This is a genomic window from Paracoccus limosus, assembly GCF_009711185.1.
GTDB lineage: Bacteria > Pseudomonadota > Alphaproteobacteria > Rhodobacterales > Rhodobacteraceae > Paracoccus > Paracoccus limosus.
Genome location: NZ_WMIF01000002.1, coordinates 22,913 through 45,274 on the forward strand (window position 1 = coordinate 22,913; position 22,362 = coordinate 45,274).

Sequence of the window (22,362 nt, forward strand, 5' to 3'; positions counted from 1 at the left end):
GGGGGCTTTGCCCCCGTCCTGCGGACTCCCCCAGGGTATTTGGGAAATGATGAAAGCTGCATTTCCCGCGATGAGAAAGGTTTCGATATGAGTGATCTGACCCCGCGCGAGATCGTGTCCGAGCTGGACCGGTTCATCATCGGGCAGAAGGATGCCAAGCGCGCCGTCGCCGTGGCCCTGCGCAACCGCTGGCGGCGCCGGCAGCTGGGCGATGATCTGAGGGACGAGGTCTATCCCAAGAACATCCTGATGATCGGGCCGACCGGCGTTGGCAAGACCGAGATCAGTCGCAGGCTTGCCAAGCTTGCGCGGGCGCCGTTTTTGAAGGTCGAGGCCACGAAGTTCACCGAGGTCGGCTATGTCGGCCGCGATGTCGAGCAGATCATCCGCGATCTGGCCGATGCCGCCATCGTCGAGACCCGCGAGCGCATGCGCGAGGAGGTCAAGGTGCGCGCGCATAAATCGGCCGAGGATCGTGTGGTGGCGGCCCTGGCCGGCGAGAATGCGCGCGAGCAGACCCGCGACATGTTCCGCGACAAGCTGAAGCGTGGTGAGCTGGACGATACGGTCATCGAGCTGGAGGTTCAGGACAACTCGAACCCCTTTGGCATGATGGAGGTGCCGGGCCAGCCCGGTCAGGCCATGGGTGGGATGATGGATCTGTCGGGGCTGATGAAAGCCTTTGGCGGGCGGCGTGTGCGGCGCAAGGTCACCGTGGCCGAAAGCTATGAGATGCTGATCGCCGAGGAGGCCGACAAGCTGCTGGATGACGAGGCGGTCAAGGCCGCCGCGCTGGAGAGCGTGCAGGAAAACGGCATCGTCTTTATCGACGAGATCGACAAGGTCGCGGCGCGCAGCGATGCGCGGGGCGGCGATGTGTCGCGCGAAGGCGTGCAGCGCGACCTGCTGCCCTTGATCGAGGGCACCACCGTCAGCACGAAATACGGGCCGGTGAAGACCGATCACATCCTGTTCATCGCCTCGGGCGCATTCCATATCGCCAAGCCTTCGGATTTGCTGCCGGAATTGCAGGGGCGTCTGCCGATCCGGGTCGAGCTGCGCGCCCTGACCGAAGAGGATTTCATCCGCATCCTGACCGAAACCGACAACGCCCTGACCCGGCAATATACCGCGCTGATGGCGACCGAGGGGGTCGTGGTCGAGTTCACCGAGGATGGCATCCGCGCGCTGGCCCGCATCGCCGCCGAGGTCAATGGCTCGGTCGAGAACATCGGTGCGCGGCGGCTTTATACCGTGATCGAGCGGGTGTTCGAGGAACTGTCCTTCAGCGCGCCGGATCGCTCGGGTGAGACCGTCGTCGTCGATGCGGCCTTTGTCGAGAAGCATCTGGGCGATCTGTCGCGTTCGACCGACCTGTCGCGATATGTGCTTTGACGGAACCTGCGGCTGCTGTCAGGGTTGATCCCGGCAGCAGCCCGAAAGGATCGCCATGAGCTATATCTTAGGCATCGTCATCTTTGCGCTGGACGTCTGGGCCATCGCCTCGATCATCAATACCAATGTGGCGACCTCGACCAAGATCATCTGGATTTTGCTGGTGGCGATCCTGCCGGTGGTGGGGTTGATCATCTGGTGGCTGGCCGGGCCCAAGGCCAATTACGGCGCCGGCGCCTGAGCGGTCAGCGCCGCAGATAGACGTAATAGGCTCCTTCGCCGCCATGGCGGCGATGCGCCGGGCGCACCTGAAGCACCAGCTGGCTCAGCGGTGCCATGTGCAGCCAATGCGGGACATTGTGGCGCAGCGCGCCCGGACGCACCGGCAGCGGTGCCTCGGGGCCGATGTCGCGGCCCTTGCCCGTAATCACCAGCACCAGACGCAGCCCGCTGGCCCGCGCGTTCAGCACGAAACGCGTGAGCGCCGGCTGCGCCGCATTCAGCGTCATGCCATGCAGGTCGATGCGCGCCTCGGGGACGAGCTTGCCTTGCGCCATGCGGCGATGGGTCTTGTGATCCATGCGCAGCGGTTGGTCGTGCAGGGCGCGGCCGGGATGCGGTGCAAGGTCGATCCGGGTCGAGGGTTTGATGGGCGTGGCGCCGATGCGGAAATCGGGCGGCGTGACCGTAGGTGGCTGGGCAGGGACGCGGCTGACGGGCGGGGCTGCGGGCTCGGGGTCGTCTGCGCCATGGGCCGCGCCATGAACGGTGGCGGGGCCATGCATCGGCACCGCCGTTGCGGCAATGCGGGACCAGAGGGCCTTTTCGTCGGCCGTCAGGCCCCGGCGTGCCATGTCACGCGGTGGCGACGAGCTGCCAGTTCGGGTCGTTCGACCCCATCTGGCGGGCAAAGGTCCAGGTGTCGCGCTGTTTGCGGGCCGATTTCGGGTCGCCATCGACGACATTGCCATCGGGATCGCGGGTGGCCACGATCATCTCGCCGACGAAGCGCACCGAGATTTCGGCCTGACGCGTCGCCGGGTTGAACTCGGCTGCTGCCAGAGCAGTCTCGCGCGTGCCAAGGAACTGCGCCTCGGTGGTCAGGCCGCGGTTCTTGCGGTCGGCGATGACACCGTCCAGTGCCTGTTCGACCGGCGGGGCCAGAAACGAGCGCACCTCGTCAAGATTGCCGCGTTCAAAGGCCATCAGGATCATCTCATAGGCGGCCTTGGCCCCGGTCAGGAACGGGCCGATGGCGAAATCGGGCTCGACCTGCTTCATCGCCAGAAGGGCGGTGGCATTGGCGCTGCCCGGCTCGGCATGGTCGTTGATGTCATTGTCCTCGGGCTCGGCGCTGCCCTCGATCACGTCGAAGCGGCGCGCCGGTTCCTGTTCGTCCGGTACGCGCGGCGGCTCGAAACCGTCGCGCGACCCCAGCACCCCGCGCAGGCGCAGGATCAGGAAGACGGCGATGGCGGCCAGAACAAGAAGTTGCAGCATGGGGTTCGACATGGGCCTGGGAGAGCTTTCTAATGCGGCGTCACATTCCTATGTAGGGTGCAGGGCGGCCCAAGTCCAGTTTGCCCGCCCAAGAGCCTGAGGAAAGGAAGCCCCATGCGGCTGCTGCTGCCATTCGTCATCCTGCCGATCCTTGAGATCGCGCTGTTCATCCAGGTTGGCGGCCTGATCGGCGTGCTGCCGACGATCGCTCTGGTGATCGGGTCATCGCTGCTGGGCGTGGCGGTGATGCGGCGTCAGGGCATGGTCGCGGCAATGGACGTGCAGCGCGCCATGCAGGAATTCCGTGACCCCGCCCGGCCGATGGCGCATGGCGCGCTGGTGATGATCGCGGGGCTGCTGCTGGTCGTGCCGGGGCTGTTCACCAGTGCGCTGGGGCTGCTGCTGCTGGTGCCGGCACTGCGCGAACTGCTGTTGGGTTGGCTGGGCCGCAAGGCCGGGGCCGCCGGCATGCGCTATGACTATCGCAGCACGGCCAGCGTCGATTTCGGCGATGTGCCGCCGCGGCAGCGGCGCGGGGCGGGCTGGCAGGACGAGGAAATCATCGACGCCGAATATTCGGTGCAGGACGACCCGCCGCAGCCGGTGCGTCAGGGCCTGACCGATCAGCAGGGTCCGGGCGCCGCTTCGGGGCGGCGCGGCAATTCCGGCTGGACCCGGCATTGAGCGTGACGCCACCCGGTGCTAGAACCGGCCCAAATCCCAGGGAGAGCCTTGATGAGCGACGACAACAGCACTGCCGGACAGAACGGGGCCCAGCCTGCGGTGCGGCTGCAGATCCTGACGCAATATATCCGTGACCTCTCGTTCGAGAATGCCGTGGCGCAACGCGGCATGCCCTCGGGCGAGATCCAGCCCGAGATCAGCGTGCAGGTCAGTCTGGATGCGCGCAAGCGCCCGACCGAAAACCAATACGAGGTCATCAGCAAGTTCCGCGTCCAGTCCAGCAATGCCGCCGACAAGACGCCGATCTTTCTGTGCGAGCTGGATTACGGCGGCATCTTCCATGTCGAGGGCGTGCCCGAGGACCAGATGCATCCGTTCCTGATGATCGAATGTCCGCGCATGATGTTCCCCTATGTGCGGCGCATCATCTCGGACATGACCCGCGATGGTGGCTTCCCGCCCTTCAATATGGATCCGGTGGATTTCGTCGCGCTGTATCGCGGTGAGCTGGCCCGCCGGATGCAGTCGGAGCGGCCGGCGGACGTGCCGCTGTCCTGAGGCATCAACTCTGTGTGAAGACCCGCGTTGCCGGCCGGCGGCGCGGGTCTTTTCCTGTCCCGGCGGCGGGGCTGTTCCAGCCGGGGAATCGGAGCGCGCAATGGCGAAACGGGCTTGGCAACGCATGCTGTCGGGGCGGCGGCTGGATCTTCTGGACCCGACCCCGATGGATATCGAGATCACGGACATCGCGCATGGCCTGTCCTTTGTCGCGCGCTGGAACGGCCAGACGCGGGGCGACTGGGCCTATTCCGTCGCCGAACATTCGCTGCTGGTCGAGGAAATCCATTACCGCTGCCAGCCCGATACCGACCCGCGCTGGCGGTTGGCGGCCCTGCTGCATGATGCTCCCGAATATGTGATCGGAGATATGATCTCGCCGGTCAAATCGGCATTGGGCAAGGAATATGGCGAAATGGATATGCGGCTGACGGCCGCAATCCATCGCCGTTTTGGCCTGCCGGCGCAATTGCCGCGCGCAGTCAAATTAACCATTAAGCGCGCCGACCGCATTTCGGCATGGCTTGAAGCCATTCATATCGCCGGTTTTTCCCAAGCCGAGGCGGATCGTCTTTTTCCGGTGCCTCGCGGAGAATTGATCGAGGGGCTGGAAATAAGGCTTCGGCCGCCCATGGAAACACGGGCGGCCTATATCGAAAGATTTGATCAATTGATCGGTGTCATCGACTCCGGCCGGGGCTGACAGATCCCCGGTGAGGAGCCGGGGCCGGTCAGATTTCCAGATCTTCCAGCTTTTTGCCGTTGTCCAGAGCGTCCTGAACCCAACGCGGCTTGCGCCCGCGGCCGGTCCATGTCGCCTCGGGATCCTGCGGATTGGCGTATTTCGGTGCAACCTTGCCGCGCGAGGTTTTCACCTCGGCAAGATCGGCAAAGGTAAAGCCGAATTCGCGCGCCGCATTTTCAACCGCAGCCAGAGCCTCGCGTTTGCGACGCTCCTCGAAGGTGGAAACGGCCCGTTCGATCTTGTTGCGCAGGTCGCGCAACTCACGAAGGGACATTTTCTCGAGTTCCAATTCCATTATCTATTTTCCTGGGGTGGTGGCAGATAAAGGAAAATATATTTTATTTTACCTTGGATTGGCAACTGAAGATTTGTTAACGCGGTCCGCGTTTGGCTAAAATACGCTGAAGTGTGCGGCGGTGCATATGCAGGCGGCGCGCGGTTTCACTGACATTGCGGTCGCATTGTTCATAGACGCGCTGGATATGTTCCCAACGCACGCGGTCGGCCGACATCGGCGTTTCCGGCGGCGGCGGCAGGGTGCCGGCCGAAAGCAGCGCGCGGGTGACCTCATCGGCATCGGCCGGTTTGGCCAGATAATCGGTCGCGCCCATTTTCACCGCCGCGACCGCCGTGGCGATGGCGCCATATCCGGTCAGCACGACGATGCGCGCCTCGGCCCGCGCCTCGCGCAGGGCATCGACCACATCAAGTCCGCTGCCATCTTCAAGCCGCAGATCGACCACGGCATAGGCCGGGGCCTTGTCGCGCAGGATCTCGCGCGCCGCGCCTACCGATCCGGCGCATGAAACCTGAAAGCCGCGCTTTTCCATCGCGCGGGCCAGGCGGTTCAGAAAGATCTCGTCGTCATCGACCAGCAGCAGGCTGGGATCGGGTCCGATATTCACGCCCTCGGCCATTGTCGCTCACCCTGATTTTCCTCAGCCGGTTCTAGGCGTATTTGCAAGGGGGGTCAAATCGACCGCCGGCGGGCGGCATTGAACCCCCGACCTGGGCTGCCTATCAAGAGGGCGCAATTTTCAGACCGGAGCGCGATCATGTTTCTGGGCCTTGTTTCGCGGCGTTTCGACCTGTTGCCGGGGCGCCCCGCCCCCGAGCCGATCCGGCTGCGCACGCTGATCCTGCTGCGTTGGGTGGCCATCGCCGGGCAGACGCTATGCGTGGTGGCGGCGCTGATGATCGGGGCGCATCTGACCGTGGCGCCGATCGTGCTGGTGATCGGGCTGGCGGTGCTGCTGAATCTGGCGCTGATGCTGCGCCCGTTGCGGCGCGTCGGCGCCAATGAGGCCGGCTGGCAGCTGGGCTTCGATCTGGCGCAGGTGGCGGCGCTGCTGTCGCTGACCGGCGGGCTGACCAATCCTTTTGCCCTGCTGTTGCTGGCGCCGGTGACGGTGGCGGCGACGACGCTGCCCGGTCGTCAGCTGCTGGCGCTGGGGGCGGCGACGCTGATCATGGTGTCGATGGCGGCCTTTTTTGGCCGGCCTCTGACCTTTTCCGCCGGTCGGGTGATGACCCTGAATGAGCCCCTACTGGTCGGCACATGGTTCGCCATCGTGATCGGGGCGTTGTTCTTTGCACTTTACGCTCGCACCGTGACCGCCGAGATCGCCGCCAGCTCGGATGCGCTTTTTGCCGCGCGCATGGCGCTGGAGCGGGAGCAGAAGCTGCAGCATCTGGGCGGCGTGGTTGCCGCCGCCGCGCATGAGATGGGCACGCCCTTGGCGACGATCAAACTGGTCAGCTCAGAGCTGGCCGATGAGATCACGCGCGTGCTGCCCGACCGCACCGATCTGGCCGAGGATCTGGCGCTGTTGCGTCAATCCGCGGATCGCTGCGGCAATATCCTCAAGTCCATGGGCAGCGCCGGCCGCGACGACCTGCTGATCCGCTCGGCGCCGCTGGCCGAGGTGCTGGATCAGGCGGCGGCGCCACATCGCGATCGTGGCATTCGCATCCGGCTGGACGTGCCCGACGATGCCCCCGAGGTGCTGCGCGACGCGGCGCTGATCCACGGCCTGCGCAACCTGATCCAGAACGCGGTCGATTTCGCCACCAAAGAGGTGCTGGTCGAGGTCGCCGTGGATCGGCGCGAGATCCGGTTGCGCATCTCCGATGACGGGCCGGGCTTTCCGCCGGCGCTTCTGCCCAAGATCGGCGATCCCTTCCTGACCACGCGCCCGCGGGCCGAAGATGGCCGCAGCTATGAGGGCTGGGGCTTGGGTCTGTTCATCGCCAAGGCGCTGCTCGAACGGTCGGGCGCGGTGGTTCGTTTCGGCAACGGTCAGCGCGGCGCGCAGGTCAGTGTGGTCTGGCCGCGCAGCCGGATCGAGGCCGACAGCCGCAGCGTTCTGGGCCGCAACCCGGAAATAATTGACTGATTTGTCGCCGCGTTAACCCTTTCTTATGAATTCTCGCTATAGGTGTTCACCAGTGGTTCGGTGAACAGGGGCGCAGGATGCTTGGCCAGTTTCTCATCGCGCTTGCGGCGGCCTTCGTGGCGGTCGCGGTGGCGCTTGGGCTGCTTCGCGCGCTGGAGCGGCGGGGCCGGCCGTCGCGCAATGCGCTGGACCGCGATCTGGAACCGATCGTGTTTCTGTTTCAGGGTCAGCGGCTGGTGGATGCGACCGGCCCCGCCCGCGCCTTGATCGCCGCCCTGCCCGGCGAGGGCGAATGGCCCCGGCTGATCGCCTGGCTGGGGATGCGCCTGCCGCAATCCGAAGCGGCGCTGACCGACATGGGCCAGCGCGCGCGGCTGGAACTGCTGGGCGAGGGCGCGGCTCCGCTGAAGCTATTGGCCGAGGATCTGGGTGAGGGGGTCTTGCGCATCACCCTGGCCGATCCCCGGGCTGAAAATGCCGGCATACTGGTCGATTCGCTGTCGCTGACCGCCATGGAGCACGAGCTGGAGATCCTGCGCAGCACCATGGACCATTCGCCGATGCTGGCCTGGCGGCAGGATGTGCAAGGGCAGGTGACCTGGGCCAATTCCGCCTATCTGCAACTGGCCGAGGCGCGGGCCGACGGCCAGACCGTCTGGCCCTTGCCGCAGCTGATCGACCTGTCGGCGCGGTCGGCGGGTGGCGGTGCCTTGGGCAGCGCCCGCCGCGTGCAGGTCCAGATCGAGGACAGCAGCCGCTGGTATGACTGCCACACCCATGAGGTTGCCGAACAGACGGTGGCCATCGCCCTGCCCGCCGATGCTGCCGTGCGTGCCGAACGCAGCCTGCGCGAATTCGTCCAGACCCTGACCAAGACCTTTGCCGATCTGCCGATCGGGCTGGCGATCTTTGACCGCGACCGCAATCTACAATTGTTCAACCCGGCCCTGATCGACCTGACCGGGCTTGCCACCGGCTTTCTGACCGCGCGCCCGACGCTTTACGCCTTTCTGGACCGGCTGCGCGAGGCACGGATGGTCCCCGAGCCCAAGGATTACCGCAGCTGGCGTAACCAGATGAGCTCGCTTGAGGCGGCGGCCTCGTCGGGGCACCATGTCGAGATGTGGTCCCTGCCCGGTGGCCAGACCTATCGCGTCACCGGCCGCCCGCATCCGGATGGTGCGGTGGCCTTTCTGTTCGAAGACATCACCTCGGAAATCTCGCTGACGCGCAAGTTTCGCGCCGACCTGTCGCTGGGGGCCGAGGTGATGGATGCGCTGGAGGATGCGGTGGTGGTCTTTGCCGCCAATGGCGCCATGCTGATGTCAAACCGCAGCTATGCCGCGCTTTGGGGGGGCGAGCTGCGCCCAATGTTGGGTGACCATATCACGCGCTGGAGCCAGGCCTGCGGCGAAAGCCCCGGCCTTGCCGGGCTGTGCGAGGCGCTGGACCAGCGTGCCGGCGAGATGACCTTGCGCGGCGCCATGGCCGGCCCCGAGGGCGGGCTGCTGGCCTGGACCATGCGCGGCCTGTCGGGTGGGCGGCTGGTGCTGAGCTTTCATGCCACGGTCTCGCCCGCACGCCCGGCCGCGCCGGCGCAGGTGGCCGAGGCCCAGCCCGCAGCCGAACGGACCGAGATCGAACGGGCGGCACAGGAATGGGCCGCGGACGAGCGGGTTGCGAGGGAGCTGGCCGAGGGCGGGCAGGAAAAGCAGCGCGCCTTGCAGGGCTAGCTTGCCCTTGACGCGCGCTTCATATTGGTTGTGCCAAGGCAAGCCGCAGGACCATCATGCCCGACAGACCGCCCGTTCAAGCCGATCGTATTGCCGATCATGACGTCCTGTTCGTCATGGCTGTCGATGCCGAATATGGCTTGCATCTGCGGGCGCGCATCACGCCCTTGATGACGGGCGTGGGTCCGGTCGAGGCCGCGGTCGAGCTGACGGCGGCGCTGGCGGCCCTGCAGGCTGCCGGGCGGCTGCCGCAGCTGGTGGTGTCCCTGGGCTCGGCGGGGTCGCGGGTCCTGCAGCAGGCGCAGGTCTATCAGGTCTCGGCGGTGGAATATCGCGACATGGATGCCTCGGCCCTGGGCTTTGCCAAGGGGCAGACGCCGTTTCTGGACCTGCCGCCGCGTGTCGGACTGGATCTGGTGTTGCCGGATATTCCTCAGGCGACGCTGGCGACCGGGGCAAGCATCGTCAGCGGTGCCGGTTATGAGGCCACGACTGCCGAGATGGTCGATATGGAGACCTTTGCCATCCTGCGCACCTGCCAACGTTTCGGCCTGCCGATGATCGGCCTGCGCGGCATTTCGGATGGCAGCACCGAGCTTTCGGGCCTGATCGACTGGACCCAATATCTGCATCTCGTCGATGAGCGCCTTGCCCATGCCGTGGACGTCTTGGCGCGCGCGCTGCATGAGGGCAGTTTGCGGCTTTGATTTGGGCCGGGCCTGCCGGTCGTCTGGCACGGATCGCCTTGAGGCGCTGATGCGGTTGCGCTTGCTGTTAAAGGAGCTTTGAACCCGAAAGGCCGCATTCGCAATTCGGGATTGGCGCAGAGACCGCGATCCTCCGGCAGGGGCGTAGGCGGATATGACGGGCGAGCGCTGGCTGGGAGCGCTCCCTCGGTGGAGGCGCGTGCCGATATGGCCGTCGCAATCCCCTGCGGGAGCGGACCCAATCAGGGGACAATTGCTCATGTGGCGGAACACCGTGCCAAACCCGCCGCAAGGCCGGATATGGTTTCCTGACATCGGCCTGAGCGCCGCTTCGAATCTCCTTGGTGTTTCGGATGCCGGCCGGCGCGACCTGGGACTGGCGCGTCTTGGCCATGTGCTGAAAACGGATCCGCTAGCGGATGAATTGCCGCCCGCCGATGCAACACCGCGATCCAAGGCGGGGCGTAACCGGGTCAGCTGCACCGTTTCACGAAAACCCACGCCGGCAATCGGCCTGCATCCCCTTGAAAACCAAAAGGGCGCCCGCAAGAGGCGCCCTTGGTTCATTCACTGGCGGTCATTCCTGACGAAGGCGCCGGCTTCAGCCTTTTTTCAGCACGCGATTGCCCAGCAGTTCCGCGATCTGCACCGCGTTCAGAGCCGCGCCCTTGCGCAGGTTGTCCGACACACACCACAGGTTCAGGCCGTTTTCGACCGTCACATCCTGACGGATGCGCGACACGAATGTGGCGAAATCGCCGACGCATTCGACCGGCGTCGCGTAGCCGCCCGGTTCGCGCTTGTCGATGACCAGAATGCCGGGGGCTTCGCGCAGGATGTCGCGGGCCTCGTCCTCGTCCAGAAAATCCTCGGTCTCGATATTGATGGCCTCGGAATGGCCGACAAAGACCGGGACGCGCACGCAGGTCGCCGTGACCTTGATCGAGGTGTCGAGGATCTTCTTGGTCTCGGCCACCATCTTCCATTCTTCCTTGGTGTCGCCACTGTCCAGGAAAACGTCGATCTGCGGGATCACGTTAAAGGCGATCTGCTTCTGGAATTTCTTGGGCTCGACCTCTTGGCCGGGGACATACATGCCCTTGGTCTGGTTCCAGAGCTCGTCCATGCCTTCTTTGCCGGCGCCCGACACCGACTGGTAGGTCGAGACGACGACGCGCTTGATCCGGGCGCGGTCATGCAGCGGCTTCAACGCCACCACCATCTGCGCGGTCGAGCAGTTGGGGTTGGCGATGATCATCTTGTTGCGGTAGTTTTCCACCGCATCCGGGTTCACCTCGGGAACGATCAGCGGGATTTCCGGGTCGTAGCGATAGAGCGACGAGTTGTCGATCACCACGCAGCCCTGGCTGGCGGCAATCGGGGCATAGATTTTCGTCGCGTCCGAGCCGATGGCGAACAGCGCGATGTCATAGCCGGTAAAGTCGAAACCCTCGATGTCCTTGCACTTCAGGGTCTTGTCGCCATAGCTGACCTCGGTGCCAATGCTCCGGCGCGAAGCCAGAGCGACAACCTCATCAGCAGGAAACTCGCGCTCGGCGAGAATGTTCAGCATTTCACGGCCCACGTTCCCCGTGGCGCCGGCGACAACGACCTTGTAGCCCATCTGGGGGTCTCCTCAATTCAGGACGCTGCGATATAGGGCGAATCCCGGCAAAGGAAAAGCAGGATTTCGGCGATTTGCCCGGCTTTTCGGCGGAATTGTGGCTTAATGCCGCGTAATCCGGCGATCTGCCAGCATGAGTTGGCCAACCCAAGCCGATTCCCCTTTGAAATCATGGGGCACCTGCGCGGCGGTGCGGCGGCCGGACAGCGACAGCGAGGCAAAGAAATCAAAGCCGTAAAGATCCAGCCGGGCAAGGTCCGAGCGCGCCAGCAGGTCGATCATCATTGCCCCGGTGGTCGGCGGTGCGCCGATCAGCTGCGCCAGCGCCCGGTAGTCGGGCAGGGGATGCAGGTAGAACCCGGGGCTGGTCGCGGTCTGCCAATCCAGCCGCTTGCGTTTGGGCGACATCCACAGGATGCGGCGCGGCGCGATGCGGTCGCGCTCGGCCTGCGGCAGGCGGGTCGCCAGCGCCAGCCAGTCGGTGCGGGTGCCGTGGCTTTGGGGGGATGGCTGTGGGGCGCGGTTGATGCGGATGACCAGATCGGCGGCGTCGATCTGTGGGCCGGCGTGCCCTTCGGCCAAGGCGCGGGCATTGCCGACCAAAGCGACTGTCTTGCCCGCGACCTCGGCCAGCAGATCGGCTTGCGGCACCGACAGGCGTTGCAGCGCGGGTTCATCGCGCAGGGTGCGGGCGATCAGGAACCCCAGCCGGGTCACGCCAGCAGCTTTCGATAGACCTCGACGATGGCGCGGGCCTCACCCTCGATGGCGTGGTTCTGGGCGACATGGGCGCGGGCGGCCTGACCTGCGGCGGCGCGGGCGGCGTCATCGTCCAGCCAATGCGCCAAGGCTGCGGTCAGGGCATCAACATCGTCGCGGGGGACCAGACTGCCGGTCGTGCCGTCCTGAATCAGCGTTTCATAGGCGCCGACACGGGCGGCGACGGTGGGCACGCCGCAGGCGGCAGCTTCCAGCGGGGTCAGGCCAAACCCCTCCCACCGGGCGGGGGCGGCGAACAGGTCCAGCGCCTGATAGTTCTGCACCACCTGTTCCCAAGGCACCTCGCCCAGAAAGCGGATGCGGTCCGACAGGCCGGCGCTGGCGATGCGGGTCTGCAGCTCGTCCGTGAACTTTTGGTTGTCGGCGGTGACCCGGCCGGAAAAGATCAGCCGGGCGCGTGGGCGGGTCGGGAACAGGCGCAAGGCTGCTTCGACCAGCAGATCGACGCCCTTTTGCGCGCGGACCCGGCCAAAGCAGCCGATGACGATATCCTCGGGTGCAAAACCAAGGTCGGCGCGCAGCGCGGCGCGGTCGGGCGCAGGGTGGAACACGGACAGATCGACGCCGTGCAGGATCACCGTCGCCGGACGTTCCAGATAGCTGGCGGCCTGCGGCGAGGTCGCGATCAGCGCGTCCTGCTGGCGGATCAGCCAGCGGGTAAAGCCGGTATGCTTGCGCTGCGCCGCCGAGGTGAACAGCAGACGGTAGCGCCGCCGCAACACGCGCCGCAGGATCAGCCCCAGCGCCATCTCGGTATTGCGGCGCGCGTGCCAGACCCGCCAGCGGTCGCGCGGCATCAGCGCCGCCTGCGACAGCGGGATATGCGGCAGCTCGGGCGGCAGGCCCGGCCCGGTGGTGGTGATGCCGATCATGCGCGCCTGCACCGGGATCAGCCGCACCACGGTTGCCGTCACCCCCGAGAGGCGGCGTTTCAGGTTGGGGGCAACGACTTCAATCATGGCGATCCTCGGGGCTGAAGACATAGAACAGCAGGCCGATGACCAGAGGTATCAGGAAGAACAGAAAGATGTAACCATAGGCCGCAGCCGGTTCGTGCCGGGCCGAGGCCGCCAGATAGACCGGGCGCGAGGCGAATTGCATGACGCCGACCCCGGCGATCGAGGTCATGTTCATGAAGGTGATGCCGCGCCCGACCAGATGCTGCGGCAGAAACGCCCGGCCATGCGACATGATCAGCGAATAGTTGCTGTCCGAAATGCAGACCATCACCAGCAGCACTGCCGAAAGCCAGACATTCACCCCCGAGCTTAGCCACAGCGCCGCCAGCACGCTGCAGAGCAGCAGCGTATTGGCCAGCGAGGTGCGCTTGTCCGAACCGATGCGGCGCACGATCCGGCCCACCGACAGGTTCGCCGTCACCATGGCCAGCCCCATGCCCAGCGTCACCCAGCCGATCAGATAGTCGCTGGCCCCGAACACCTCGCTGAGATAGGGCCCGGCCCATAGGCCGCGGATGCAGGCCGAGGCGGCATAGGTGATGCCCAGAAGCGGCAGGATGCACCACAGCTCGCGCACCTTCAGCAGTTCCAGCAGCGAGCCGGACCGATGCGCGCCCTCGGGGCGGGGCGGGTTCCTGACGCAGGCCGCGATGGTGGCGGCGACGGCCAGCGTGACGACGGCAAGGATCGCCAGCGTCTCGCGCCAGCCGATGGCATTGACCACCCCGACCAGCGGCGCCGCGCCCAGCATGTTGCCAAGCGAGCCCAGCCCCACGACGGCGCCGCCGGCCGCGCTCATCGAGGCCGGGGGCAGGGTGCGGGCAAAGATGAAGAAACTGCCGATCATCACCGGCGCGCAGCCCACGCCCAAAAGCGCCATGGCCAGATGGATATGCCAGGGCGCCTGCGCCAAGGCAAAGACCGTGGCGCCGCCCGCGCCACCCAGCGCCAGCAGCACCGAAACCGCCTCGCGCGGGCCCCAGCGGTCCAGCGCCCAGCCGACCGGCAGTTGCATGGCGGCAAAGGCGATATACCAAAGCCCCGAGGACAGCGCGAGATCGGCAGGCCCGGCGCCCAGTTCGGCCTGCAATGTCGGCGAAAGCACGGCCAGAAAGGCGCGATAGAACTGGCTGAGCGTATAGCCGAGCACCAGAGACAGCAGTCCCGGCGACATGATCCAGCGCATGGCTTCCCCCCATGTTGCAAAGGGGGAAGCTGCGTCACCGGATCGGAAAGTTCAAGCCGGGCTTATTCGGTCTTGAGCGGCGCGTCCCATGCTTTCAGCGGCGCGGTGCTCCAGTCGCCATAGGTCGAGTTGGGGAACACGATCCAGTCGGCGCCGAAATGTGCGGCGTTCTTGCCGACCTCTTCGCGCTTCACCTCGGTCGGGGCCTTGCGGAACACGGCGTCAAAGTCGTGCAGCGTGTCGCCCAGCAGCAGCACGATCTGGTGGTCCTTGGCGACCACGGCGCGGCGCTCGGCCTTGGAGGTGCCGTAAAGCATCACGTGATCGTCCGAGACCTGCGGGAAGCCCAGCTCCTTCAGCGTGGCGACGGTCGCGGCCTTGTTCGCCGGCTCGCCGTAGCGGTCCGAGATGTAATAGATCGCGACGCCCGCCTTGTCGGCAAAGTCAAAGAAATCCAGCGCGCCGGGGATGGCGGTCGGATGGCCGTGCAGTTCCCAGTCGCTCCAGGTGTCCCAGGTGTCATAGACATGGCATTTCTCCATGTCGCGAACCAGAAGTGCGCTGTTGTCGATCGCGGTCTCGTCCAAATCGGTGACCACGGCCAGCTTCTTGGGATCTTCGGCCTTGGCGATGGCGGCTTTCAGATTGGCGGTGGCCAGCGCATAGGCCTGCAGCTGCAGGGCGCGGACCTCGGCCGATTGCTGCTGATAGCGCAGGCCCATGGCATATTCCTGCACCTGACACTGCGGCACGGCCGCTTCGGCGGTGGGTGCAGTGGCGGTTTCGGCCATGGCGGCGGGGGCCATCATGGCCGTGACCGCAAGGCCCAGCAGGGCGCGAGAGAGGAAACGGTCGCTCATGCAGGTCTTTCCTGTTTGCTGAGGGGTATAGGATGCAGGCTGGCGGACATTGATTGATCCGTCAAACAAATTCCTCAAGCCGCCGGCGCCAACCGCGCCGGCGCCTCGCGGACCGGCAGATGGATCAGCGCGCTGAAGGCGCCGACGCCCACGCCAACCCACCACACCAAGGTGTAGTTGCCGTAAAGATCATACATCTTGCCGCCCAGCCAGACGCCCAGGAACGAGCCGAGCTGATGGCTGAGAAAGACAAAACCGTAAAGCGTGCCCATGTAGCGCAGCCCATAGATATAGGCGACCAGACCCGAGGTCAGCGGCACCGTGGCCAGCCATAGCGCGCCCATGACCAGCGAAAACACGATGACGCTGCCCGGTGTGATCGGCATCAGGATGAACACTGCCGAGGCGATGGTGCGCAGGGTATAGATCCCCGCCAGCAGGTATTTCTTGGTATAGCGCTTGCCCAGCCAGCCGGCAAAGATCGCCCCGCCGATATTGGCCAGCCCGATCAGCGAGATCGCCACCGCCCCCAGAGCCGAGGTCGTGGTGATGCCCAGACCCGCCAGCGTGCTGCCCGGCGCGATCGGGCCGCACATCTCGGTAATCATCGCCGGGAAATGCGCGGTGATGAACGCGAGCTGATAGCCGCAGGAAAAGAACCCGGCAAAGATCATCAGATAGGACGGATCGGTAAAGGCGCGTTTCAGCACAGTGCCCATGCTGTCTTCCAGCTCGCCGCGGCTGGCCGGCCGGGTCTTGCCCAGCATCGGCAGGAACAGCAGACAGGCCAGCACGATCACGCCAAAGATCATGAACACCGTCTGCCACGGGTAATGCGCCAGCAGCCCCTCGGCCAGCGGCGCGCCGAACACCTGCCCGGCGGAGCCGGCGGCAGTGCCGATGCCAAGCGCAAGGCTGCGGTTCTCGTCGCTGGCGGCACGGCCGATGATCGCCAGGATTACGCCAAAGCCGGTGCCGGCGATGCCAAAGCCGACCATGATCTCCAGCAGCTGCATCGAGGCGGGGCTGCTGGCATGGGCGGTCAGGATCAGCCCGGCGGAATACAGGAATGCGCCGATGATGATCGACCAGCGGTCGCCAAAGCGCTCGCCAAGGGCGCCAAAGATCGGCTGGCCGATGCCCCAGGCCAGGTTCTGAATGGCGATGGCCAGGCTGAACTCGGTGCGGGGCCAGCCGAATTCCTGGGCAATGGGGATCTGGAACACGCCGAAACTGGCGCGCAGGGCAAAGTTGATCAGCAGGATGATCGCTCCGCCGACCAGAACCGGCGTGAACAGGCGGGATTGGCTCATGGGGGGCTCCTTCCGGCCCAATTCCTGCGCCTTGGCCGGGGCCTCGTCAATGGGCCGCATTGCCTTGGCGTAACCGCCCGGCTAGCCTTGGCAAAAGCTCGGGGGGCGCGATGTATCAGGTGATCGGAACAGCACAGAGCCGCGCCTTTCGGGTGCTCTGGATGCTTGAGGAACTGCAGCAACCCTTCGACCATGTCGCGCTGGCCCCGCATGCCGAGGGCCTGACCTCGTTCAACCCGGCCGGCAAGGTGCCGGTGCTGGTCGTCGATGGCACGCCGATCACCGATTCGACCGCGATCCTGACCTATCTGGCCGATCGGCATGGCGCGCTCAGCCATGCGCCCGGCACGCTGGACCGCGCCCGGCAGGACAGCCTGACCCAGTTCATCCTCGACGAATTCGATGCCGCGCTCTGGCTCGCTGCGCGCCACAGCTTCATCCTGCCCGAGGAGATGCGGCTTGCCGCGATCAAGAACACCCTGCGCTGGGAGTTCGAGCGCAGCCAGCGCACCATGGTGCATCGCATGGCCGAGGACGGCTTCCTGATGGGCGAGCGGCTGACCGTGCCCGATATCATCCTGACGCATTGCCTGACATGGGCGCTGACGGCGCGTTTCCCGATCGTCGAGCACCGGCTGACGGATTACCTTGACCGGATGCGCGTCCGCCCGGCCTATCAGCGCGCGGCGGCCAGATAGGCAGCAGCCCCCAGCCCGGCGCGCCGTCCGGTCTCCAGACAGCCGGTCAACAGATAGCCGCCGGTCGGCGCCTCCCAATCCAGCATCTCGCCGGCGGCAAAGACCCCCGGCATCGCGCGCAGTTCCAGTGTTTCGGTCAGGCTGGCGCCGGTGATGCCGCCGGCGCTGGAAATCGCCCGCTCCAGCCCCATCGGTCCCTGATGGCGCAGCCGCAGCGCCTTGGCCCGCGCCGCCAGTCGCTCAGGCTCGGGGGGCAGGGGCTGGCCCCATTCCATCAGCAGCGCGGCGCGCACCGGATCGCCCAACAGCCGCCGCAGCCGGTTGCCGACCGACAGCTTGCCCGGCAGTTGCGCCACCCGGCGTGCCAGTTCGACCGCCTCCAGATCCGGCGCCAGATCGACCAGCCCCGGCGCGCCGTCGCGCAACGCGGCCGAGATCTCATAGACCCCGCCACCCTCGATCCCCTGCGCGCCGATCACCCATTCGCCCCGGCTGACAAGATCGCCCGCCGACAGCGCCACGCCCTTGACCGCTTGCCCGAAATGCCGCGCCATCGCTGGCGACCAGTCGACGCGAAACCCCATGTTCGCCGGCCGGAACGGCGCCACCTCGACGCCGCGCGCCGCGAGCCAGGGCAGCCATGCTGCATCCGAGCCCAGGCGGGGCCAGCTGGCCCCACCCAGCGCCAGCACCACCGCATCGGGCCGCAGCAGCACTTCACCCTCAGGCGTCGCGAACCGCCAATCCACTCCCGCGAACCCGGTCCAGCGCCAGCGCATGCGCAGCTGAACCCCCAGCCCCTCCAGCCGCGCCAGCCAGGCCCGCAGCACGGGCGAGGCCTTCATGCCGGTCGGAAACACGCGCCCGGTCGAGCCGGTGAACAGATCGATCCCCAGACCGCGCGCCCAGCCGATCACCGCCTCGGGCCCGAACCCCGGCTCGGCTTCTGTCGTGTCCAAATATCCCGGGGGAGTCCGCAGGACGGGGGCAGAGCCCCCAAACCGCGTTGCAAAATCGGCCAAGGGTTCTGATTTGGTCAGGTTCAGCCCGGATTTCCCGGCCATCAGTAACTTGCGGGCCGGCGTCGGCAGCGCCTCGGCCACCGTCACGGCATGGCCCGCCTGCGCCAGAACCTCGGCCGCCATCAGCCCGGCGGGCCCGGCGCCGATGACCAGCGCCCCGTTCATCGGCCGCCCCTTGGCATCATGCAAAGCCGCAGCAGCATCCGTTCCATCACCGCCATGGCCGGGGCCTTGGACGCCGAGCGCAGGGTCAGGTCGGTGTCGATCAGTTGATGCAGGGCATCTTCCAGCGCCCGCATGCCCCAATTCTGCGCCTGACGGATCATGCGGTCGCGGCGCGGGCCAAAGACCGGCGGTCGCAGCCGTGAAAAACCGGCGCCGGGCCCGCCGGGGTCCGAGGCCCCGGCATGCAGCGCCCGGAAATGCCGCAGCGCCGCAATGCAGAGCGTGACCGGCAGGATGCCCTGTGCCTCGATCCGACGCATCAGGGGGCCGAACTCGCGGGCCCGGCCCTCGGCCACGCAATCGATCAGGTCATCGACCTCGGCCTCGATGGTGGCAGGGGCCAGTGCCGCGATCTCGGCGGGGGTCAGCGGGCTTGGGTCACCATGCTTGTATAGCCCGATCTTTTCCACCGTCTGACGGAAATCGCCCGGATCCAGTGCCCGCGACAGGGTCATCAGATCGCGCATCGCGTCGCGCGGCACTTCGCGCAGGCCGGCACCGGCAAGCCAGCGGGTGATTTCCTCTTCTCCGGGCGGGTCGTCATAGATCGGTGCGGTCACCGCCGCCGGATGCGGCTCAAAGAGTTTGCGCAGCGCCGAGCCCTTGTTCAGCGCCCCGGCCGCCACCACGATCACCGCATCGCCCGGCCGCCAGTCGGCAATCGCCGCCGAGACTGCCGGTGCGGCTGCGTCCGGCGTATCATCGACCAGCACCACGCGCTGCCCCGGGAAAAAGCCGACCGCCTTGACCGCGTCCAGCAGCGCCGCCGGGTCCTTGCGCAGATCGGCGCCGGGCAGGCGGGTCAGGCGCATTTCTTCTTCGGCATTCGCGCCGACCAGCGCGGCCACCGCCTCGGCGCGTTTCAGCGCCACCCGCATCGCGTCCTGACCATGGATCAGCAGCGCCGGCCGCGTCGGATCGGGGCGCGCCAGATAGCGGCCGATCTCGGCGCCCTTCAGGATCATCCGAACTGCGCCGGATCAAGCGCCAGAAGCCGCGTCACCACCTCATCGGCCAAAAGCCGCGCCAGCCGCTGATGCGCGTCCTGTTCGGCGGCCATGGTGGCGATGGTCGTGCCCGTGGTGGAATACGAGGTAAAGCTGCTGACCTGTCCGCGCGTGATCGCGCGCTGCGAGGCCATATCGGTCAGCACATAGCTGGCGGTGCCGTTCAGCGAATAGCGCGTAGTCACCTCGTCGGGGGTGATGGCCTGCGCCACCACGGCCACGCGCAATTGCCAGTCCAGCTCATAGATCGCGGCCTGATCCGGGCCCAGCCGCTCGGCGATTCGGCCGGCAAAGGCGAAATCGTCCGGCGTCTTGGGATCGGCGGTGCGCAGCTTGTTCTGCAGCTTGCTGCCGGTGCCGCCCGGTCCATAGACCGGGCTGAAGCTGCAGGCGGCCAGCACGGCCGGCAGGGTCAGGATGGCGCGCCTAGACCACGACATTGACGATCCGCCCCGGCACCACGATCAGTTTCTTGACGGGCGCACCCTCCATGAAGCGCAGCACGGTTTCATCGGCCAGAACCATGGCCTCGATCTGTTCCTTGGGCATGTCCTTGGGCACCTCGATTTCCGCGCGGCGCTTGCCGTTGATCTGGATCGGCAGCACCACCGAATCCGAGATCAGCAGCGCCGGATTGGCCTTGGGCCAGGGGGCATTGACCGCCATGCCCTGTCCGCCAGCCCTGGTCCAGATTTCCTCGGCCAGATGCGGCACCATCGGCGCCATCAGCTGCGCAAGGATGCGCAGCATGGCGCTGCGGTCATCGCCGCCGGCGCTGGATTTGCCGATGGCATTGGCCAGCTCGTAAAGTTTCGCCACCGCCTTGTTGAAGGCAAAGCCCTCGATGGCGCGGGTCACCTCGTCGATGGCGCGATGGGCGGCGCGCAGCAGATCGCTGTCTGCCCCGCCTTCGGGGATCTCGTCGGCCAGACGCCAGACGCGGGCCAGAAACTTGCTGGCGGCTTCGGCGCCCGAGGCGGTCCATTCCACGTCCCGCTCGGGCGGGCTGTCCGACAGCATGAACCAGCGCGCGGTATCGGCGCCGAAGCTGGCGACGATATTGACCGGATCGACCACGTTCTTTTTTGATTTCGACATCTTGGCCGAGGGGATGACCTCGACCACCGTGCCATCGGCCAGCTTGCCGTCCGTGACCGTCTCGGGCAGGTGATAGACCGGGCGGCCGCGGTCGTCGCGGGTCAGGTAGATCTCATGCGTGACCATGCCCTGCGTGAAGAGCGCGTCGAAAGGTTCCTTGGCTTTTTCCGGCAGATGCCCGGTCTTGACCATCGCGCGGGCAAAGAAGCGCGAATAGAGCAGGTGCAGGATCGCATGCTCGATGCCGCCGATATACTGATCGACGTTCATCCAGTAATCGGCATCCTCGGCCACGGTCGGCGTCGGCGCCTGCGGCGCGGTAAAGCGCGCGTAATACCAGGACGAATCGACGAACGTGTCCATGGTGTCGGTTTCGCGCCGGGCGGGCTTGCCGCAGACCGGGCAGGCGACGTTGCGCCAGGTCGGATGGCGGTCCAGCGGGTTGCCGGGCACGTCGAAAGTGACATCCTGCGGCAGCAGCACCGGCAGGTTTTCCTTGCGCTCGGGCACGGTGCCGCAGTCGTCGCAATGCACGACCGGGATCGGGCAGCCCCAATAGCGCTGGCGCGAGATGCCCCAGTCGCGCAGGCGGAATTTCGTGACGCCCTCGCCATAGCTTGCGGCCTCGGCGTGCCGGATGGCAGCCGCGACCGCCTCTTCGCCGTTCTGGTCTGCCGCACCGGCAAAGCCGCGCACATAGGTCACGGTTTCGGTCTTGGCAGGCACGAAGGGCGCGGTGGCGACCAGCGCATCCGCCTCGGCCAGCGTCGCACCCTTGGGCCCAAAGGTCGCGCGGATCGGCAGGCCGTATTTCGTCGCAAACTCATGGTCGCGCTCGTCATGCGCCGGGCTGCCGAAGATGGCGCCGGTGCCGTAATCCATCAGCACGAAATTCGCGATCCAGACCGGCAATTGCCAATCGGGGTCCAGCGGGTGGCGCACGGTCAGCCCGGTGTCAAAGCCCAGCTTTGGCGCGGTCTCGATCGCTTCTTCGGTGGTGCCGATCTTGCGGCATTCGGCGGTGAACGCGGCGATTTCGGGGCGCGTCTCGGCCAGATGCTTGATCAGCGGGTGATCGGCAGACAGCGCGACGAAGCTTGCGCCCATCAGCGTGTCGGGGCGGGTGGTGTAGACCTCGATCTGGTCGAAGCCCGCCGGGGCATCGACGGTGGCAAAGCGGAATTGCAGGCCGCGCGACTTGCCGATCCAGTTGGCCTGCATCAGGCGCACCTTTTCTGGCCAGCCGGTCAGCCTGTCCAAGGCGGACAGCAGCTCATCCGAGTAATCCGAGATGCGGAAGAACCATTGCGTCAGCTCGCGCCGTTCGACCAGCGCCCCCGAGCGCCAGCCGCGCCCATCTTCGACCTGTTCATTGGCCAGTACGGTCATGTCGACCGGGTCCCAGTTCACCATGGCCGATTTGCGATAGATCAGCCCGGCTTCCAGCATGTCGAGGAACATCGACTGCTGCTGATGCACATAAGAATCGTCGCAGGTGGCGAATTCGCGGCTCCAGTCGATCGACAGGCCCAGCGGTTTCAGCTGATCGCGCATGGTGGCGATATTGCCATAGGTCCAGTCGCGCGGATGGCCGCCCTGTTCCATGGCGGCGTTTTCGGCGGGCATGCCAAAGGCGTCCCAGCCCATCGGATGCAACACGCTGAAGCCCTGCGCGCGTTTGAACCGCGCCACCACATCGCCCATCGTGTAGTTGCGGACGTGCCCCATGTGGATGCGCCCCGAAGGATAGGGGAACATTTCCAACACATAGTATTTGGGCCGCTCGTCCCGCACCGCGCGGAACGTGTCCGCGTCGTTCCACGCCTTTTGCCAGCGCGGTTCGCTGATTGCGGGATCATAGGGCATGGGAAC

The 22,362-nt window shown here is 66.1% G+C and carries 23 protein-coding genes; 9 read left to right on the forward strand and 14 right to left on the reverse strand.

All coding sequences use genetic code 11. The features are described 5' to 3' along the window. Positions 1-87: 87 nt before the first annotated feature. Both hslU and GL279_RS01825 read left to right on the forward strand, forming a co-directional pair. Positions 88-1,395, forward strand: coding sequence for an ATP-dependent protease ATPase subunit HslU (gene hslU, locus GL279_RS01820; RefSeq protein ID WP_155062915.1), 1,308 nt, complete (start codon positions 88-90; stop codon positions 1,393-1,395). 55 nt (positions 1,396-1,450) lie between these two features. Beyond that, on the forward strand, positions 1,451-1,636 hold the full coding sequence (locus GL279_RS01825) for a PLD nuclease N-terminal domain-containing protein (protein WP_155062916.1): 186 nt from the start codon (positions 1,451-1,453) through the stop codon (positions 1,634-1,636). A 4-nt stretch (positions 1,637-1,640) separates the two neighbouring features. On the opposite strand, the gene GL279_RS01830 is transcribed toward GL279_RS01825, so the two are convergent. Together GL279_RS01830 and GL279_RS01835 are read right to left on the reverse strand one after the other, a co-directional pair. Further along, positions 1,641-2,249: a Smr/MutS family protein gene (locus tag GL279_RS01830; protein ID WP_155062917.1), complete on the reverse strand. Its 609-nt coding sequence runs from the start codon at positions 2,247-2,249 to the stop codon at positions 1,641-1,643. A 1-nt stretch (position 2,250) separates the two neighbouring features. Next, on the reverse strand, positions 2,251-2,907 hold the full coding sequence (locus tag GL279_RS01835) for a Tim44/TimA family putative adaptor protein (protein WP_155062918.1): 657 nt from the start codon (positions 2,905-2,907) through the stop codon (positions 2,251-2,253). 102 nt (positions 2,908-3,009) lie between these two features. On the opposite strand from GL279_RS01835, the gene GL279_RS01840 reads away from it, so the two are divergent. The 3 genes from GL279_RS01840 (at position 3,010) to GL279_RS01850 (ending at position 4,840) form a co-directional block, all read left to right on the forward strand. Further along, positions 3,010-3,579 (forward strand): FxsA family protein, encoded by a 570-nt coding sequence (locus GL279_RS01840; protein WP_155062919.1) that lies wholly within the window; start codon positions 3,010-3,012, stop codon positions 3,577-3,579. 51 nt (positions 3,580-3,630) lie between these two features. Further along, positions 3,631-4,137, forward strand: coding sequence for a protein-export chaperone SecB (gene secB, locus GL279_RS01845; RefSeq protein ID WP_155062920.1), 507 nt, complete (start codon positions 3,631-3,633; stop codon positions 4,135-4,137). 124 nt (positions 4,138-4,261) lie between these two features. Further along, positions 4,262-4,840 (forward strand): HD domain-containing protein, encoded by a 579-nt coding sequence (locus tag GL279_RS01850; RefSeq protein WP_170293905.1) that lies wholly within the window; start codon positions 4,262-4,264, stop codon positions 4,838-4,840. A 28-nt stretch (positions 4,841-4,868) separates the two neighbouring features. On the opposite strand, the gene GL279_RS01855 is transcribed toward GL279_RS01850, so the two are convergent. Both GL279_RS01855 and GL279_RS01860 read right to left on the reverse strand, forming a co-directional pair. Continuing rightward, positions 4,869-5,177 (reverse strand): H-NS histone family protein, encoded by a 309-nt coding sequence (locus GL279_RS01855; protein WP_155062922.1) that lies wholly within the window; start codon positions 5,175-5,177, stop codon positions 4,869-4,871. A 76-nt stretch (positions 5,178-5,253) separates the two neighbouring features. Beyond that, on the reverse strand, positions 5,254-5,799 hold the full coding sequence (locus GL279_RS01860) for an ActR/PrrA/RegA family redox response regulator transcription factor (protein ID WP_155062923.1): 546 nt from the start codon (positions 5,797-5,799) through the stop codon (positions 5,254-5,256). 138 nt (positions 5,800-5,937) lie between these two features. On the opposite strand from GL279_RS01860, the gene GL279_RS01865 reads away from it, so the two are divergent. From GL279_RS01865 to GL279_RS01875, 3 genes are all read left to right on the forward strand, one after another. Continuing rightward, entirely contained in the window at positions 5,938-7,278 is a 1,341-nt protein-coding gene (locus GL279_RS01865) for an ActS/PrrB/RegB family redox-sensitive histidine kinase (RefSeq protein ID WP_155062924.1), read from the forward strand. 77 nt (positions 7,279-7,355) lie between these two features. Beyond that, positions 7,356-9,011: a PAS-domain containing protein gene (locus tag GL279_RS01870; RefSeq protein ID WP_155062925.1), complete on the forward strand. Its 1,656-nt coding sequence runs from the start codon at positions 7,356-7,358 to the stop codon at positions 9,009-9,011. A gap of 56 nt (positions 9,012-9,067) precedes the next feature. After that, complete coding sequence (locus GL279_RS01875) at positions 9,068-9,718, forward strand: 5'-methylthioadenosine/S-adenosylhomocysteine nucleosidase (RefSeq protein ID WP_155062926.1); 651 nt, start codon at positions 9,068-9,070, stop codon at positions 9,716-9,718. A gap of 601 nt (positions 9,719-10,319) precedes the next feature. On the opposite strand, the gene GL279_RS01880 is transcribed toward GL279_RS01875, so the two are convergent. From GL279_RS01880 to GL279_RS01905, 6 genes are all read right to left on the reverse strand, one after another. After that, complete coding sequence (locus tag GL279_RS01880) at positions 10,320-11,342, reverse strand: aspartate-semialdehyde dehydrogenase (protein WP_155062927.1); 1,023 nt, start codon at positions 11,340-11,342, stop codon at positions 10,320-10,322. A 102-nt stretch (positions 11,343-11,444) separates the two neighbouring features. Then, positions 11,445-12,059, reverse strand: coding sequence for a glycosyltransferase family 29 protein (locus tag GL279_RS01885; protein ID WP_343039682.1), 615 nt, complete (start codon positions 12,057-12,059; stop codon positions 11,445-11,447). Beyond that, the gene (locus tag GL279_RS01890; protein WP_170293900.1) at positions 12,056-13,081 is read right to left on the reverse strand and encodes a glycosyltransferase family 4 protein; all 1,026 of its coding nucleotides are present in this window, start codon (positions 13,079-13,081) and stop codon (positions 12,056-12,058) included. The genes GL279_RS01885 and GL279_RS01890 overlap by 4 nt, the downstream gene beginning before the upstream one ends. Beyond that, positions 13,074-14,267, reverse strand: coding sequence for an MFS transporter (locus GL279_RS01895; protein ID WP_155062929.1), 1,194 nt, complete (start codon positions 14,265-14,267; stop codon positions 13,074-13,076). Before GL279_RS01895 ends, GL279_RS01890 begins: the two co-directional genes overlap by 8 nt. 62 nt (positions 14,268-14,329) lie before the next feature. Beyond that, positions 14,330-15,127, reverse strand: coding sequence for a 5'-nucleotidase, lipoprotein e(P4) family (locus GL279_RS01900; RefSeq protein ID WP_155062930.1), 798 nt, complete (start codon positions 15,125-15,127; stop codon positions 14,330-14,332). 74 nt (positions 15,128-15,201) lie between these two features. Continuing rightward, the gene (locus tag GL279_RS01905; RefSeq protein ID WP_155062931.1) at positions 15,202-16,440 is read right to left on the reverse strand and encodes an MFS transporter; all 1,239 of its coding nucleotides are present in this window, start codon (positions 16,438-16,440) and stop codon (positions 15,202-15,204) included. 110 nt (positions 16,441-16,550) lie between these two features. On the opposite strand from GL279_RS01905, the gene GL279_RS01910 reads away from it, so the two are divergent. After that, the gene (locus GL279_RS01910; protein ID WP_155062932.1) at positions 16,551-17,138 is read left to right on the forward strand and encodes a glutathione S-transferase family protein; all 588 of its coding nucleotides are present in this window, start codon (positions 16,551-16,553) and stop codon (positions 17,136-17,138) included. Here GL279_RS01910 and GL279_RS01915 read toward each other — a convergent pair. The 4 genes from GL279_RS01915 to leuS are packed head-to-tail and all read right to left on the reverse strand — an operon-like array spanning position 17,117 to position 22,356. Further along, entirely contained in the window at positions 17,117-18,325 is a 1,209-nt protein-coding gene (locus GL279_RS01915; RefSeq protein WP_155062933.1) for a BaiN/RdsA family NAD(P)/FAD-dependent oxidoreductase, read from the reverse strand. The genes GL279_RS01910 and GL279_RS01915 overlap by 22 nt on opposite strands. After that, positions 18,322-19,350 carry a DNA polymerase III subunit delta gene (gene holA / locus GL279_RS01920; RefSeq protein ID WP_155062934.1) on the reverse strand — a complete coding sequence of 343 codons (1,029 nt, stop codon included), beginning with the start codon at positions 19,348-19,350 and terminating at the stop codon, positions 18,322-18,324. Before holA ends, GL279_RS01915 begins: the two co-directional genes overlap by 4 nt. After that, positions 19,347-19,832, reverse strand: coding sequence for an LPS assembly lipoprotein LptE (gene lptE, locus GL279_RS01925; protein ID WP_155062935.1), 486 nt, complete (start codon positions 19,830-19,832; stop codon positions 19,347-19,349). Before lptE ends, holA begins: the two co-directional genes overlap by 4 nt. Next, positions 19,819-22,356: a leucine--tRNA ligase gene (gene leuS / locus GL279_RS01930; RefSeq protein ID WP_155062936.1), complete on the reverse strand. Its 2,538-nt coding sequence runs from the start codon at positions 22,354-22,356 to the stop codon at positions 19,819-19,821. Before leuS ends, lptE begins: the two co-directional genes overlap by 14 nt. Positions 22,357-22,362 lie beyond the last annotated feature (6 nt).